The sequence below is a fragment of the Trichocoleus desertorum ATA4-8-CV12 genome (genome assembly GCA_019358975.1).
Classification (GTDB): domain Bacteria; phylum Cyanobacteriota; class Cyanobacteriia; order FACHB-46; family FACHB-46; genus Trichocoleus; species Trichocoleus desertorum_A.
The window spans coordinates 14,181-28,815 of the sequence record JAHHIL010000016.1 but is presented as its reverse complement, the minus strand read 5'-3'; the positions used below and the strand labels follow the sequence as shown (position 1 = coordinate 28,815).

The following is a 14,635-nucleotide window of genomic DNA, read 5'->3' as shown; positions in this document are numbered from 1 at the left end:
GGGGCGATCGCGAAATTAAAGCTAACTTGCCTTACTGCTCAGCAGTCACTACCAACTGCCAATTAGCTGCTTGAGGAACTTGTGGCAGCGTTACTTCTAAGCGATCGCCCACCCAACGCAAATCACTCATTTCTGCTCCTAGAACAGTGACTTGGCTGTGAGATTCTAACCCCACCCAATGAACTTGAAAGTTGCGTACCGCAGGCATCCCCGCATAGGTGCCTTGGATGGCTTCACAAGTAAGCATGTGCTGGCCCAACGCTTGCTGCTGTGTAAACCGACGGCGACTGCCCGCTTCCGTTAGATACGCCTGACTAGTGCCATCATCTTCATACAAATCGAGTTCTCCTGCCTCTCCTACCTCTCCTACCTGTCCTGCATACACTTCGAGCCGCAACGTATCCGGTGGTTGAGTCCCTGCGTGCAAAGCGACAGGCTGTAAAGGCAAAATCGCTCCCGCTTTCACAAACACAGGGACTTCTGCTAGGGGCGCATACAAACTTAGTTGCTGTGCTCCTAAATAATATTTGCTGGTTTCTCGATGCCACCAACTTCCGTCAGGCAAATAGACCGAGCGATATCCGCCTGCTTCTACTACAGGGGCTACCAAGACGCGATCGCCCAGGAGGTATTGGGTCGGTTGCTCATAGGCAGCAGGGTCTTGAGGATAATGTAAATACAAAGGCCGACACAGGGGTAGTCCTGTATCATAGGCCACGCGGCCCAGATGATAGAAGTAAGGGAGAAACTGAATGCGCGTGTGGAAGGCTTGGCGAACTGCATCCAGCACCCACTGACCGTAGGCCCAAGGCTCCCGTTTGCCATGATCTGAGTGCAAGCGCACCACAGGGCTCCAGCAGCCAAATTGCACCCAACGTACATACAATTCTGGATCAATAAATGGCACTCCAGGCACATGGTTGTAGAAGCCGCCTAAATCGTGCGACCAGTAAGCCATGCCCACATTACCAGCCCGTGCCGTAAAGTCTACGAGTAACTGCAACACTTCCCACTGCGAGTAAGTATCCGCTGAGAACTGCGCGGGATAGCGATGGGAGCCAATACCACCTGTGCGAGACAAAATCATGGGTCGCTGGTCACGATTGGCCAGATGGGTGAAATAGACATGATTGGTCCAAAGCTGGGAATTAACACCAGGATGAATGGCACTTGAGCCGTCAATCCACCAAAAGTCAATGCCATCAGCTTCTCTTGGCCCATGTAGCACCTGCATAAATAACCGAGCTTCCTCTGGCTCTGCCAAGTTGAATAACAGCCATCCTGTTTCTAGTTCGGTGTCTGTAGGCTTATATTCCGCCATACCCTCGGGATGCCAGGACTCAAAGATCCAACTAGACATAGGATTTTTGACGGCAAATACCTTTCCTGCCTTGACATCGGCTGGGTCTAACCTCCGCGCTTCGCACAAAGCTTGGAATTGGCTGTCACCCGGAGCTAAGCCTTCGGGGTGAACATTGGCTCCTACATGCAATTCTTGCTGATGGATTTGCTTGAGAAACATGGGGGCATCTGGGAAAAACTCAGGATTCCAATCCCACCCACACCAACCGGACAAGTGCCAATCTACATCTAGAATCAAAACGTCTAGCGGTAGGTTCAGCTCTTCAAACTGCTGCACCAACTTGTGGTAATCGGTGTCGTAGAGTTGACCAAACAACGAAAACCAAACTCCAAAAGCCCAGCGCGGCAGCATGGGCATCGGGCCACAAAGTCGCACAAAGTTTTGGAGGGCTGCGGCATAGTCAGAACCGTACGCAAAAAAGTACCAATCTTGCCCTTCTGGATCTAGGCGTTGTCCCAACCAGTTATTTTCTAGTGGTGCACTCACCGAGTCATTCAAGACACTATAACCACTACGACTCAATATGCCTGGGGGAAAATGTTGCCACTCTTGTAAGAACTGCTGCACCTCCTCTGGTAGCTCTGTTTGGCGATCGCGAGCTAGATGCCAAAGTGGTGGTTCTTCAAAGCGGGTGGTTTCTCCGCGATCGCGCAAGGTGAGATGAGCCTTTTTCATCGGGCCATAAAGCCATTCTTCGGTGTGGGGGTAAGTGCGCTCCACCGCAGCAGGATGGACTCCCGTGGGCCGAAAATTCCGGTGAATCAGGTCTAGGCTGGAGAACGTACCACCCAAATTCTGGTGATCGACGGTTGAGGGAGTCCAGCGCCCACTCTGGTCACTACAGCGCCACTCTATCTGTAGGTTGTCGTCGTTGAAAGGCTGGGAACTAGGTTGATAGTGAATTTCGATCAGTTCGGTTTGTAGCTGTAAGGCTCCGGTTTCTGCCCAAGCGATCGCCTGGAACGGCACAGCCTGAGGTCGCGTGATTGCCTGGACAGTGGGCCGATCTTCAAATTGTCCTGTCGCTGACCACTCCAAACGAATTAGACCCTGGCTCAAGGCACTGAAGCGGGCTGAGCCACAAACCACGCGATCGCCTACAACCTGGTATTCCACAGCCTCTCTCCTAGTAGACCCTTCCGGTTCCCAAGGTAGCAGGGACTTTTTGGGTGAGATGGCTGCTCAGGATATAGGGACGAAAAAACTACCTGAAGAAAGTTTTTGCTAATTCTTCCAGAGGGATTGCGCTTTTCTAGAAGAGTATGCTAATTTTATAAATCGCTGGGACGCATAGCTCAGTTGGTTAGAGCACTACCTTGACATGGTAGGGGTCACAGGTTCGAGTCCTGTTGTGTCCATTTTTTCAGTCTGTTTGTACTAACAGATTGCTGAATTTATCATGAGAACTGTAGGTTTTTTACAGCTCTCATGGTTGAAAAGCAGAAGCTTCAAGAGTTAGTAAATTTAGGTTTGTCTAGCAGACAGATCGCTGAGAGGGTTGGAAAAAGTCAGACAACCATTCGATATTGGATTGCAAAGTACCAGCTAGCTCTTTCCCCACTAAAGGAGGAAGGCAAAAACTGCTGATAGAGAAGGCATGTTTGAATTGCAGTGAAGTTTTGCAGAGCAGCGACTGTAGAGCGAAGTATTGCAGTTCATTATGTAGCGCTCAATTTCGGCAGAAGCTCTATATCGAGAGTTGGTTGAATGGTAAAGTCAGCGGTCAGATATCTGGCGGAACTCTAATTTCTTCTCATATTAGAAACTACTTACTAGAGAAAGCTAATTACCAGTGCAGCGAATGTAGTTGGTCAAAAATAAACCCTTTTACCAACAAAATACCTCTAGAAATCAATCATATTGATGGAAATTTCTTGAATAATGTCCCAACAAATTTAGAGGTTTTATGCCCTAATTGCCATGCGCTGAAGCACACCTATCAAAATCGAGGTGAGGGCAGGAGAGCAAAAGGTTATATGAAGTAATCTATAGTTCTGTTATGTTCAAACGATTAATTGTTGATGCGGCTAGGGCTTCTGTCCGTTGTTTTTATTTTCAAAGGTGAATTTCAACCTTAGAGTGATATGAGGACTGACCAGGAAGCCTGACAATGAATCACAGGAAAGCCTTGGTTATTCTGTCTTGCAACCCTCGTCTGCCGCGCTAAGCGAAAGGACTCATCTAGAGCTATGAAAATAGGACAATGGATTGGCTTAATTGCCCTGCTGGTTTCGATGTACATTCTATGGCAGATCCGGCAGGTGCTGTTGCTGGTCTTTATGGCTGTAGTGTTTGCGACTGCTTTGAACCGTTTAGTCAGACGGTTGCGGCGATCGGGGGCAAAGCGAGGGATTGCCGCCCTCCTAGCTATCTCTTGCTTCCTAGTTTTCTTCCTCGTCTTTATCGGGATAACCATTCCACCCTTTATCGAGCAGTTTCAACTATTGACAGAACTGGTACCACGAGGGTTAGAACGGTTGCGAATTTGGGTGGAGGCTTTACGCACCCAGTTACCAGGTCAGCCCCTCCGATATTTACCCAGCGTCAATGATCTGACTCGCCAAATTCAGCCGTTTGCGACCTGGGCCTTTAACAATTTCTTCTCGCTGTTCTCAAATTTCCTGGCGATCTTGCTGAACTTGCTGCTAGTTGTGGTTTTGACCGTTATGCTATTGGTCAATCCTACTCCCTACCGGAATGGGTTTGTGCTGCTGTTCCCTTCGTTTTACCGGAGACGCGCTGATGAGATTTTGGCGAAATGCGAAATCGCTTTGGTTAATTGGATGGGCGGTATTCTAATTAATATGCTTGTCATCGGCTTGGTCAGTGCTGTTGGTCTGTGGCTGCTCCGAGTGCCTTTGGTGCTAGCCAACGCAGCGATCGCGGGTCTCTTGGAAGCCATCCCGACCGTAGGACCAACCCTGAGCTTGATTCCGCCAATGGCGATCGCACTCCTAGATGCTCCTTGGAAAGCAGGAGCTGTATTAGCTTTCTATGTAGGCATTCAGCAGCTAGAGCAATTTTTGCTGGTGCCGTTTGTTATGTCCAAGCAGGTCGCCATCTTGCCAGTCGTTACACTGCTATCTCAGGTAATTTTTGCCATCTTCTTTGGCTTCCTGGGCTTGTTTTTAGCGATCCCTCTGGTCATTGTGGGCCAGATTTGGGTGCAGGAAGTTTTAGTTAAAGACGTACTCGATCGGTGGGGTGCAGAACCAAAGCTCAGTATGGCTCCAGCCACTGTCGAGGTTCCTGACAGCCCGATAGAGGTCATTGATAACACTGTTGAATCTTAAGCTCTCGTTTCATGCAAGCTCGTGTTTCGATTGTAATTCCAACTTTGAACGAGGCAGGTAGCTTAGAGCGCACCTTGCGCCACTTGGCCTTGTTATATCCTCCTGCTGCCGAGATCATCATCGTAGATGGCGGCAGTGAAGATGAGACAGTCGCGATCGCCAAAGCCGTGGCAACCTCTGATTGCATGCCTTCAACCACACAACTTCGCATTCTGGAGACCGAGCAACGGGGGCGATCGCTGCAAATGAATTTGGGGGCCGAAGTTGCCTGCGGGGATATCCTTTGTTTTCTGCATGCCGATACTTGGGTGCCAGATGACTTAACGAGCATCATGAGCCAGACCTTGGCAGATGTGCAAGTTGCCTGCGGGGGCTTTATCTGTTTACTCGCAGGCCCGCAAACCACCCGTTGGGGCATCTCCCTGCATCACTATCTTAAAACCTACTACGCACCGCTGTTGTTCCGCCCTCATCTCTTCTTCTTTAAGGGGTTACGCCTGCTGTTTGGCGATCAAGTCATGTTTTGCCGCCGGAGTGACTTCTGGGATTGTGGTGGCTTCGATCCCAACTTGCCAATTATGGAAGATGGAGACTTATGCCTAAAGTTGGTGCAGAAAGGACACATCCGCATGGTTAACCGAATTGTGCAAACCTCCGATCGCCGAGTAACACGCTGGGGTTCGCTCAAAGCGACTGCTATTTATTCCTATATCGGCTTCCTGTGGGGGTTAGGAGTTTCGGCGACCTATCTCAAGAAGTTCTATGCAGATATCCGCTGATTTAATTGCCAATCGTAATCTAGATATTTGATCGGGGTTTTAGCATTAACAGGTAGATCTGTGGCATAGAGACGAATGTAGTCTGGAATAGAATCTGCCACTTGCAGAAAATCCTGACGATACCACTTGAAGATCTGGCTGCAATATAACGTCTGTGTTTCTCCGTCATAACGAACTTTATCTCTATTGTGGATAAAGCGACTGGCATCTGCTTCTAACTGCTGCTGCACCCGATCGGGCCAGTAAGCTTCATGGCGCAGTAGAGGGCAACCAATGGAGGCACAAACCAAGGCAAAATGAATTCGAGGCTCTTGGAATTGCGATCGCAGAATTTTATGTTCAATATGCGCCAAACTGTAGCGCTTACCTGCCACCCCGTGAGCGGGCCGAGAGAAAAACCACAGAAACGCTAACCAGTTCGGCACACCTAAAATCTTGGGTTGGATCGACGCAATCGGATAGCGCTCTAAAATTTGAGCGATCGTGAAAGCATTGTAGAGGTTAATCCACAACGCCAATTTCTCATCTGGAGTGAGCTGCAAAGTCAAGTCAGGAGATTGGAATGTTGAAAGCCATTGATTGAGCTGATGGGGCTGTTCTTGCTGCCAAGCTCGATAGTCTACTCGACCTTGGTCATCCACATATTGCCGCAGGAGCGCATCCCAAGGAGCAAAAGCGATCGCAACCATAAATCCCCCTAGGCTAACAGTCTCAGTGTTTCAGTTTTAGTGACCGCACCATTGCACCATTATCGGCGCTCAGCTCAACCAATTGTGCTTGAGAAAAGTGGTCAAACGTCCTTGTACTTCGCTCAGACACCTTTCAGCATCACGCAGTAAATTTTTCAGGTTTTCATCACTGGCATTATCTAGCCCTTCCTTGGAATACACCAATCGAGGCTGAATTCTTAAATAACGCTCGTTATCGGCAATCTGTTGAGAAATATAGGCATGAATGTCAGAAGGAGCATCCATTGTGACGCTAAGAATACGAGCATTCCAGGCCCAACGTAGCAGACCCCACTGTCTCGCTTCCTCCCAAGGAATGGTGGAGTCCGGTTGTCCCGTGCCGATGGAGAGGACTTGAATCTCTTGAGGAGAGTAACCTAGCCGCAAGGCTTCGGCGATCGCACAAGCAGTCGGATTGTTAGCTCCCACTCCACCATCAATCGCAGAAAACTCACCCATCAACTGGTAAACAGAAGTCGTGTCTGGCACCACAGACCAGGGTTTTGCCAATGTTGCAGTCCGCGTTGCCAGATCGTAGCGCTCAATTGAGCCTTTTTGCCCTTTGCCATGCCCTGCCACAATTTCGATTTGCATCTTGTAGTAATCATCCGCGTCTTCCCAAGGGCTAGCAGCCAAGGTCATTGTCTGACTAGTGCCACCTTTAGCAGTCCCACCTGCTTGGATCAGGAGACGATGGGCAGGAAAATAGGTAGGAGCGGAAGCTGAGCAAGCACAGAGTTCCCACAAAGGCACATCAGCATACCACTTCCTTGGCCGCCAACTCTTGAACACGATAGGAGTGCGCCGGATGGTGTCGTAAGTTGTGATCAATAATTTATTAGATTCAGAATTAGGGCTGATTTCGGAGAACGGGCGATCGCCTAACTCTGTTTGCAGCACTTTGAGCAGGCCCTCATCAGAGAATTTAGGCACAGAAATAGAAGGAGGAAAACTGGTCAGACCATATCGTGCAAGCAATCCCAAGCGCTGCGGCACAAAATATCCCCACCAATTCCAATAGGGAAAAATTGTCTTGCCACGATTTTGGTAAAGATTGACTAATCTCTCACTGCTAAAGCCTAAAGCGACCCCAGCAGCAAGCAATGAGCCTGTAGAAGTCCCGGCGATCAGATCAAAATGTTGATTCAGTGGTCCATCTAACTGGTGCTCCACCGCTTGCAGAATTCGCGCTGCGATAATTCCCCGAATGCCACCTCCATCCAAGCTGAGAATCCGAAATGTCATAGCAGTTTTCCTTAAAAATCTAAAATCTTATGGCAGAGTATTACCCGTTTATCCGCTTAGAGTCCGGAAAGCAGGCCTTTAATTTAAAGTTGATGAGATATCTCCGAGAGAACTGTACCCTACAATCAGACAAGATTCTACAATTCTGCTGTCTAGAAGGCTAAGCCTACGATTCGAGCGATCGCAGCCATTTGAGTATGAACTACCAAAAACAGGTAACTACTATATCTTTGGGTACGGCGGCCCCACCAATCATTTCTATGACTTTGCAGTTCGAGTCGATTCGATAAAGCATATTTGTATCAACCGCTACCATATCTATACTATATCTGTAGGAAGAGGGATTTCTCTCTGAGAGAGAATGTTCGAAAAACAACATGTCCGCTAGGGCAGATGAGCAGCAGCTAGAAATCACAGTAAAGTTAAGTCCCAACCAAGAATATGAGAGCTAAGAGCGCAACATCCTTGTAAAAGGCTGGCTCCTATTTTTTGTTGGCTAGTTTTGCAATCGACTGACTTAACGAAACTTATTTAAAAAGTATAGTCATGCTTTCAACAAATCAACCTACTGCTCATGACAATCGCTCCTTTATTCTGCTGATCTGTGGAGCGGCGGCCCTTGGTGGCTTTTTGTTTGGGTTTGATACAGCGGTTATTAATGGTGCGGTTGCAGCTTTGCAAGCCCACTTTCAAGCAAATAGCGTGCTGATCGGCTTGGCAGTTTCCTTAGCACTCTTAGGTTCCGCGATCGGAGCTTTTTTTGCAGGTCAAATCTCGGATCGCTTCGGTCGGGTCCAAGTCATGCTCCTTGCCTCGGCATTGTTTACCATTAGCGCGATCGGATCTGGGTTGCCATTTGGCATTTGGGACTTTATTTGTTGGCGACTTTTAGGAGGGATTGCGGTTGGGGCGGCTAGTGTCATTGCTCCCGCTTACATTGCTGAGGTTTCTCCAGCACATCTGCGGGGGAGAATGGGATCTTTGCAACAATTAGCTATTGTGGTCGGGATTTTTCTAGCTTTGCTCTCTGACTACTTTATTGCTGTTTCTGCGGGTTCTGCTGCTTCACCCTTTTGGTTTGGCATTGCTGCTTGGCGATGGATGTTTTGGACAGAAATTCCTCCCGCTATTCTGTATGGTGTAGCGGCATTGAGAATTCCAGAGTCTCCCCGGTACTTAGTGGCACAAGGACGAGAATCTGAAGCAGCAGCTGTCTTTGCCAAGGTAGATAGAACTATTGATGTAAAAACCAAGATTCAAGAAATTCGCGAGACTGTATTCCGCGATCGCACTGCGAAGTTCTCGGACCTGTTTAGTCGTAAAGGTGGTCTGATTCCGATCGTTTGGCTAGGAATGGGGCTATCTATCTTCCAGCAGTTTGTCGGCATCAACGTTATCTTTTACTACAGCAGTGTCCTATGGCGATCGGTTGGGTTTACCGAGGCCAGTTCCCTCTGGATTACAGTGATTACTTCAGTCACTAACATTGTCACCACTTTAGTCGCGATCGCCTTTGTAGATAAATTTGGTCGCAAACCACTTTTGGTTCTGGGGTCGCTGGGGATGATGCTCACCTTGGGCACTATGGCAACTGTGTTTAGCAATGCTTCTCTTGATCCGGCGGGCAACCCTGTTTTAGCAGGTTCTCAAGGCATTATTGCGCTGATAGCCGCTAACCTGTATGTGTTCTGCTTTGGCTTCTCCTGGGGGCCTGTGGTGTGGGTGTTGTTAGGCGAAATGTTTAACAACAGAATTCGAGCAGTGGCGTTGGCTGCTTGTGCGGCGATTCAATGGGTGGCTAACTTCATTGTCTCCACTACCTTTCCACCATTGCTAGACTCGTTTGGTCTAGGCACTGCTTATGCTCTCTATGCCACAGCAGCAGCTATGTCTCTCTTCTTTGTGATCTTCTTAGTGAAGGAAACGAAAGGGATGGAGTTAGAACAAATGTAATCCAGCTTGCGTGCTCAAAAGAACGCTCAGGTCGAAAAGTAATTGGGATAATAGAGGTAGGCACTAGGATTTATTCACGGTGCCTATCACAATAAATTTGATTTTTGCTGAGGCCGTGTGATGAAACGCCTAGTAACAGGTGCATTAGTAGTTGTAGTCCTAGAGCTATTGAGTGGCGCTGCGGTCAATGCCCAAGCCGCGATCGATAGACTGGGAACCTTTAACTTTCCTAATACTAGAAACAACCAACTCAACTACCCCAATAGCTCTCGGATTTATTCCAACGGTGCCATCCGCTCTACGCGGGGACAAGTGGCTTCTCCTGCCGCAACGATCAAACACGGGGATGGTTCTACCAGCTTCTATTATCGGGATGGAACTCGAATTACGGTGGACAAAACGACAATTAGCCCCGTTGGCACGCCTTTAAGATCAGGTGAGATCAATCAGGGTATAAACCAAGGTGTAAACAGGTAGAGTTGTACCCTAGATACCATTGATGCGTCCAGCCAAATTGGCGATTACGGCAACCAATTCAGCAGGTTCAACGGGTTTAGCAATATGGGACTGGAAACCTGCCAAGAGCGCAGCGGTACGATCTTGAGTTCTGGCATAGGCGGTCAGGGCGATCGCGGGAATTCTGCCTCCGTTCTCTGGCTTTAGGGCTCTGACTCGACGCAACAGAGAATAACCGTCTTCCTCAGGCATGCCAATATCACTGATTAATATATCCATTGGCTGTGAAGATTCGGTCAAGACTGAGATTGCTGCATTTGCTGAGTCGGCGGCGATGACTTCTACCCCACAAGCTTTTAGCGTGTAAGCCAATAAATCTCGCATATCCGGCTCGTCATCCACGATTAGTACCCTCAATCCCTTTAGCCGCGGAGAGTAGTCAAACGGGACAGTACCTCCCACGGCTGGATGCACTCGTTCTAGTTCAATCGCTTTTGGCACCACGGCTATCAAGGGCAGTTTTACGGTAAACGTTGCGCCTTGCCCTTCGCCCGGACTTTCTGCATGTACTGTTCCGCCATGCAACTCTACCAGTTGGCGCACGATCGCTAAACCTAGCCCCAGCCCCCCAAAAGATCGGGTGATGGAACCATCTGCTTGCCGAAAGCGTTCAAAGACATGGGGAAGAAATTCTGCACTAATGCCTTGACCTGTATCTACTACCACAATCTCAACATGAGAATTAATGCGTTGCAGACAAACCTGAATCCGCCCCTGTTTTGGGGTGAACTTGATCGCATTGCTGAGCAAATTCCAGACAATCTGCTGTAACCGTTCGGAGTCTCCTAAAACAGGGCCTGCTGCGGGATCAAGTACCGATCGCAAATGAATGCTCTTGGCATCAGCGGCAGGTCGTACCGTATCAATGGCTGCCTCAACTACGTGCAATAGCTCAACCGTTTGCACATTGAGGCGAATCTTGCCTGTAATAATGCGTGAGATATCCAGAAGATCATCAATCAACTGGGCCTGGGATCTGGCATTGCGCTCGATCGTCTCCAAGGCTCGACTCATCCTAGCTTCGTCCACCTGACTAGCACGGAGGATTTGAGACCAACCCAGGATGGCATTAAGGGGAGTTCGCAGTTCATGGGAAACGGTGGATAGAAATTCATCCTTCAAGCGATTCAGTTTTTCAGCTTCCGCCCGGGCTTTTTGTTCCTGCACTAGAAGTTGCGTCCGCTCTTCTTCCACCCGTTGACGCTGCCGAATCTCTTTGGCTAATTCATCGATCTTCTTATTTAGCAGGGTAAATCAGCTACTGGCAGATTCCTGGTTTTTCAAGCGCAATAAAATGAGTGCAGGGGACTCGGGTGCCCACGGTCGGATGACAGCTCCTTCGCAGCGGCATAAGCAAGTCTTTCCATCGTTGCCACTCAAGGTTAAAGAGCCAATCACCATTTCTCGACTGCTGGAGCAAGCGCGCAGATACTGTTTAACCTTATCAACAGGATCGGTCGCCATCTCAAAGATCATCTTCCCTTGCCAAAGTTGGCGGGGTAAACCCAGCATCTTGGAAAATGGCGGATTGGTAGCTAAGATTTGACCGTTCCCCGTTATTAGGAGCATCGGTTCTGGTAGGGGCCGAGCAAATTCAAGAAACTGTTCGGGAGTCAACCCTGGTTCTCTCCCTCATGTCCTCCCTTGAAATATTCTCTGCCGTGACTTTCTTCCGCCTCTGGGGTGGGTTGCAAATAGACGACAACGCGGCATCCAGGCGCACCCATAGCGATCGTTTCTTGTAGTTCTACTTTGGCGTATCCTAAATTGTCCGCCGCAATGGAGCCAAAGACATTGGAGGTCATCATACACATAGCGGGGCGATCGATGACTTTTTCAGCAAAGGGGCAAACTCGGTTCCCTAAGACAATCTTTTCGTCTGTTTGTTCAATGATATAAAAGTCACCCTGGATTCGCTGCTTCAAATCCACCAAGACATCAGCCACTTGCTCGCGCGTTAAATGGGACACTTCTAAAGCTGCTTTATAGCTCTGGTCAATCTGTCTCCCCATGTTTTGACCCACGACACTAATAAACCCAGAGGCTTCCTCTAAACCCACAACATCCTGCAATGTACCCGCCAATTCGCGAATTAAGGTACGCAAAAATACATCGCGCTCCAAAGGAATTTTGAGATCTTTTACAGGGATTTCCGGCTTAAGAGAGCTATTCATAGCAATATCTTGTGAAGGGAGCTGAGCAGAACTTATCCAAGGCTTATAATGTCCCTAGTTATAATACCCCTAGGCAGAGCGGCCCTTCTTTAGTATATCTAAATAGGTGCTGTGTTATGTGAGGCTTTAGCAAAGCTACATCGGCTCTATGTTGTTTAGAACCGCTTGTCGTTCAGGAATTAGAGCAGCTAGTGGCGCATTCTGTCAAACCGGGGTTTTGTGGTGCGGCTTTTGAGGGCGATCGCGCATTATACTGTCACGCGAATCTTCTCAATACTTGCGATCGCTGTTGAGGTGGCAGACAAACTTTGTTGTACTTTTAGATGCTCAACTTGTTGTTCTAAAAATTCAATCCGGGAGAATAAGGAGCGAACCATCTCCGCAGTTGTGTCAGGGAGCTTTTGATGGTCGAGCACACCGACTGATTGGCCTTGACGGCGAACAATACGACCGGGAATACCAACGACGGTGGAATCAGAGGGAATGTCTTGCAAAACTACAGAACCAGCACCAATGCGGACATTATCACCAATTTGGATATTACCCAGAACCTTAGCTCCTGCCCCGACCACAACATTTTCCCCAATGGTTGGATGTCGTTTCCCCACTTGTTTCCCTGTACCACCAAGCGTCACACCCTGATAAATCAAAGCGTAATCTCCAACAATGGCAGTTTCTCCAATCACAACTCCCATCCCGTGATCGATAAAGACACCTTTACCAATTGTCGCTCCAGGGTGAATTTCAATCCCTGTCAAAAGGCGAGCGAGTTGAGAAATTAATCGAGGGAGCAGTGGCGTCTTCAAGCGATGAAGTGTGTGCGCGATGCGATAGCAAAATAGTGCATGCAGGCTCGGATAACAAAAGACAACCTCTAACCAATTGCGTGCAGCAGGATCACGCTCAGAAATGATCCGGAAATCAGCGCTCAAAGTTTTCAACATTGGTACTAATTATTTCTTGAATTGGGGCTTGATTGTTTCTGCTCGAAAGCTCGCAAGTGATTGGGACTATACAGATGTTGTGGCGTAAACTTTTCTGCTATCAAGCGCAGTAGAATTCAGAATCCTTTCGGATACAGACATTGCTGAGAGCCAACACTCTTCATGTAAGCCAGCCCCTTTAGTCCATCCCCCCGTGAAAAAGATGTTGTTTTGTCCTTGGACTATGTTTTGCAGGTTTTCCTGGGCGATTAATGCAGTCTGGTTTAAGACGTTGTGGTAAAAGTAAGCGATCGCTTGTTTGCCTTCTGGAGTTCGCAGGATATATTGGTCGGGGATTGGAGTGGATGGGTTCAGGCTGACAAAGAACTCAGGGTTTTCGTAACCATTATGCAATGGATTGACAGTATCATTTTGATGGCGATTGCAAACATAGGAGATACTGTAAGGTCTCAATTGAGCGGCTGCATTGTCGTGAATGCGAATATTGTAGGTGCGCCAAGCGTTTTTATTTAATGGCATCACCGGGGAGAAGGTGTGGGCAACGGCGACGCTACTGGTGTACTCGAAAGCGCTTAAGACATTGACCATGTCTTGAGTAATGCCCTGCTGGAGCAGCTTGAGAGCGGTGTTAGCATGACACGCCATTACCACAGCGTCATAAATTTCAGAACCATCAGGAGTGTCAACTACAACTGCATCGCCCTTGCTCCGAATGGATACTTGAGCATTGAACCGAAATCGAGTTCCTAAGCCTGTAACCGCGTCTCCCAATGCTTCAATCCAGCTGCTAGAACCTTGAGTAAAATAACAACGTTTGGGTGATTGGCTACCAAATCCTTCCTGCAAACCGTAGTAGTTCATGACTCCACGAAACGGCATAATTTCGGGGGTCATGTCATTGACAAAATACATGCCATTGATACGGGGATATAAATTGTAACGACCAAACTCTGGTGAATATCCTTTTTCTTGCAGGTATTGAGCGATTGAGTGGTAATAGTATGCTGGGTTATTTACATCAATATGAGCTGTGCTTTTGAAGCGCTCGTACTCTAGACGGAGAGATTCTGGCATTTGCGTACCTCCCTTGCCATCTAGGGTGTAGGTGTAGGAGCCATCATGAGTGCTGAAGGAGGCGCTGTCTTCTAAGGGACTATAAGGGATATTCAGTTGGTCCAGCATCTTAACGATGTTGGTGTAGGTCGCTGCATTAAAATCATTCACGCCCAAATCTACCCAGCGCACGCGATCGCCAACCTGTACCGGAACTGTATGAGCGTTGCCCCCAATGCGATCGCTCTTTTCAAAAACTGTGACTTGTTTCCCAGCTTTGCTCAAGTAATATGCGACAGCGAGCCCAGACAAACCAGCACCAATGATGGCAATTTTCATGAAAGTTTCCTACGCTTAGCAATATAGATGACTCGGTAACGGAAAGTGCAAAGTCAAGTCACCTTCCGGCTTGCGAACCAAGCTTCGATATTGACTACTACCCAATCCGGAACTTTAATTCCGAAAAAGAGTAGACAATTTTTTGAACGCACTTCCAAAAAAGAAGGATGAAACATGAATCAGGAAGAGTACGATAGCACACCACCCGACTGAGTGAATATACAAAATAGTACTGATCGCGAGGCGTA

13 protein-coding genes and 1 tRNA gene are annotated in these 14,635 nt (G+C 48.2%); 6 read left to right on the top strand and 8 right to left on the bottom strand.

What is annotated here, in order from left to right; all coding sequences use genetic code 11:
• Window positions 1–31 precede the first annotated feature (31 nt).
• On the bottom strand, window positions 32–2,479 hold the full coding sequence (locus tag KME12_13560; GenBank protein ID MBW4488807.1) for a DUF5110 domain-containing protein: 2,448 nt from the start codon (window positions 2,477–2,479) through the stop codon (window positions 32–34).
• A gap of 168 nt (window positions 2,480–2,647) precedes the next feature.
• Here KME12_13560 and KME12_13555 point away from each other — a divergent pair.
• The 4 genes from KME12_13555 to KME12_13540 all read left to right on the top strand — a co-directional run bounded on the left by KME12_13555 (window position 2,648) and on the right by KME12_13540 (window position 5,435).
• Window positions 2,648–2,721 (top strand) — tRNA-Val (locus KME12_13555).
• Window positions 2,722–2,791: 70 nt separating this feature from the next.
• Window positions 2,792–2,950: a helix-turn-helix domain-containing protein gene (locus KME12_13550; protein MBW4488806.1), complete on the top strand. Its 159-nt coding sequence runs from the start codon at window positions 2,792–2,794 to the stop codon at window positions 2,948–2,950.
• 602 nt (window positions 2,951–3,552) lie between these two features.
• On the top strand, window positions 3,553–4,656 hold the full coding sequence (locus tag KME12_13545; GenBank protein MBW4488805.1) for an AI-2E family transporter: 1,104 nt from the start codon (window positions 3,553–3,555) through the stop codon (window positions 4,654–4,656).
• An 11-nt stretch (window positions 4,657–4,667) separates the two neighbouring features.
• Window positions 4,668–5,435 carry a TIGR04283 family arsenosugar biosynthesis glycosyltransferase gene (locus KME12_13540; protein MBW4488804.1) on the top strand — a complete coding sequence of 256 codons (768 nt, stop codon included), beginning with the start codon at window positions 4,668–4,670 and terminating at the stop codon, window positions 5,433–5,435.
• Here KME12_13540 and KME12_13535 read toward each other — a convergent pair.
• Together KME12_13535 and KME12_13530 are read right to left on the bottom strand one after the other, a co-directional pair.
• A complete protein-coding gene (locus KME12_13535; protein MBW4488803.1) occupies window positions 5,417–6,124 on the bottom strand; it encodes a DUF547 domain-containing protein in 708 nt (235 codons plus the stop codon). The two genes, KME12_13540 and KME12_13535, sit on opposite strands and share 19 nt — an antisense overlap.
• 69 nt (window positions 6,125–6,193) lie before the next feature.
• A complete protein-coding gene (locus tag KME12_13530) occupies window positions 6,194–7,408 on the bottom strand; it encodes a patatin-like phospholipase family protein (GenBank protein MBW4488802.1) in 1,215 nt (404 codons plus the stop codon).
• A 546-nt stretch (window positions 7,409–7,954) separates the two neighbouring features.
• On the opposite strand from KME12_13530, the gene KME12_13525 reads away from it, so the two are divergent.
• Window positions 7,955–9,361 (top strand): sugar porter family MFS transporter, encoded by a 1,407-nt coding sequence (locus KME12_13525; protein MBW4488801.1) that lies wholly within the window; start codon window positions 7,955–7,957, stop codon window positions 9,359–9,361.
• 120 nt (window positions 9,362–9,481) lie between these two features.
• On the top strand, window positions 9,482–9,838 hold the full coding sequence (locus KME12_13520; protein ID MBW4488800.1) for a hypothetical protein: 357 nt from the start codon (window positions 9,482–9,484) through the stop codon (window positions 9,836–9,838).
• Window positions 9,839–9,847: 9 nt separating this feature from the next.
• Here the strand turns inward: KME12_13520 and KME12_13515 are convergent, their stop codons facing one another.
• The 5 genes from KME12_13515 to KME12_13495 all read right to left on the bottom strand — a co-directional run bounded on the left by KME12_13515 (window position 9,848) and on the right by KME12_13495 (window position 14,387).
• Window positions 9,848–11,071: a response regulator gene (locus KME12_13515; protein ID MBW4488799.1), complete on the bottom strand. Its 1,224-nt coding sequence runs from the start codon at window positions 11,069–11,071 to the stop codon at window positions 9,848–9,850.
• Between the two features lie 60 nt (window positions 11,072–11,131).
• Entirely contained in the window at window positions 11,132–11,494 is a 363-nt protein-coding gene (locus KME12_13510) for a PAS domain-containing protein (GenBank protein ID MBW4488798.1), read from the bottom strand.
• Entirely contained in the window at window positions 11,491–12,051 is a 561-nt protein-coding gene (locus tag KME12_13505; GenBank protein MBW4488797.1) for a transcriptional regulator, read from the bottom strand. Before KME12_13505 ends, KME12_13510 begins: the two co-directional genes overlap by 4 nt.
• Before the next feature lie 248 nt (window positions 12,052–12,299).
• Complete coding sequence (cysE, locus tag KME12_13500) at window positions 12,300–12,995, bottom strand: serine O-acetyltransferase (GenBank protein ID MBW4488796.1); 696 nt, start codon at window positions 12,993–12,995, stop codon at window positions 12,300–12,302.
• 66 nt (window positions 12,996–13,061) lie between these two features.
• On the bottom strand, window positions 13,062–14,387 hold the full coding sequence (locus tag KME12_13495) for an FAD-dependent oxidoreductase (protein ID MBW4488795.1): 1,326 nt from the start codon (window positions 14,385–14,387) through the stop codon (window positions 13,062–13,064).
• Between the last annotated feature and the right edge of the window lie 248 nt (window positions 14,388–14,635).

Excerpts from the sequence above, each read along its gene's own strand:
- KME12_13550 (MBW4488806.1), top strand. The coding sequence starts at position 2,792 with ATGGTTGAAAAGCAGAAGCTTCAAGAGTTAGTAAATTTAGGTTTGTCT.
- KME12_13545 (MBW4488805.1), top strand. The coding sequence starts at position 3,553 with ATGAAAATAGGACAATGGATTGGCTTAATTGCCCTGCTGGTTTCGATG.
- KME12_13540 (MBW4488804.1), top strand. The coding sequence starts at position 4,668 with ATGCAAGCTCGTGTTTCGATTGTAATTCCAACTTTGAACGAGGCAGGT.
- KME12_13535 (MBW4488803.1), bottom strand. The coding sequence starts at position 6,124 with ATGGTTGCGATCGCTTTTGCTCCTTGGGATGCGCTCCTGCGGCAATAT.
- KME12_13530 (MBW4488802.1), bottom strand. The coding sequence starts at position 7,408 with ATGACATTTCGGATTCTCAGCTTGGATGGAGGTGGCATTCGGGGAATT.
- KME12_13525 (MBW4488801.1), top strand. The coding sequence starts at position 7,955 with ATGCTTTCAACAAATCAACCTACTGCTCATGACAATCGCTCCTTTATT.
- KME12_13520 (MBW4488800.1), top strand. The coding sequence starts at position 9,482 with ATGAAACGCCTAGTAACAGGTGCATTAGTAGTTGTAGTCCTAGAGCTA.
- KME12_13505 (MBW4488797.1), bottom strand. The coding sequence starts at position 12,051 with ATGAATAGCTCTCTTAAGCCGGAAATCCCTGTAAAAGATCTCAAAATT.
- cysE (MBW4488796.1), bottom strand. The coding sequence starts at position 12,995 with ATGTTGAAAACTTTGAGCGCTGATTTCCGGATCATTTCTGAGCGTGAT.
- KME12_13495 (MBW4488795.1), bottom strand. The coding sequence starts at position 14,387 with ATGAAAATTGCCATCATTGGTGCTGGTTTGTCTGGGCTCGCTGTCGCA.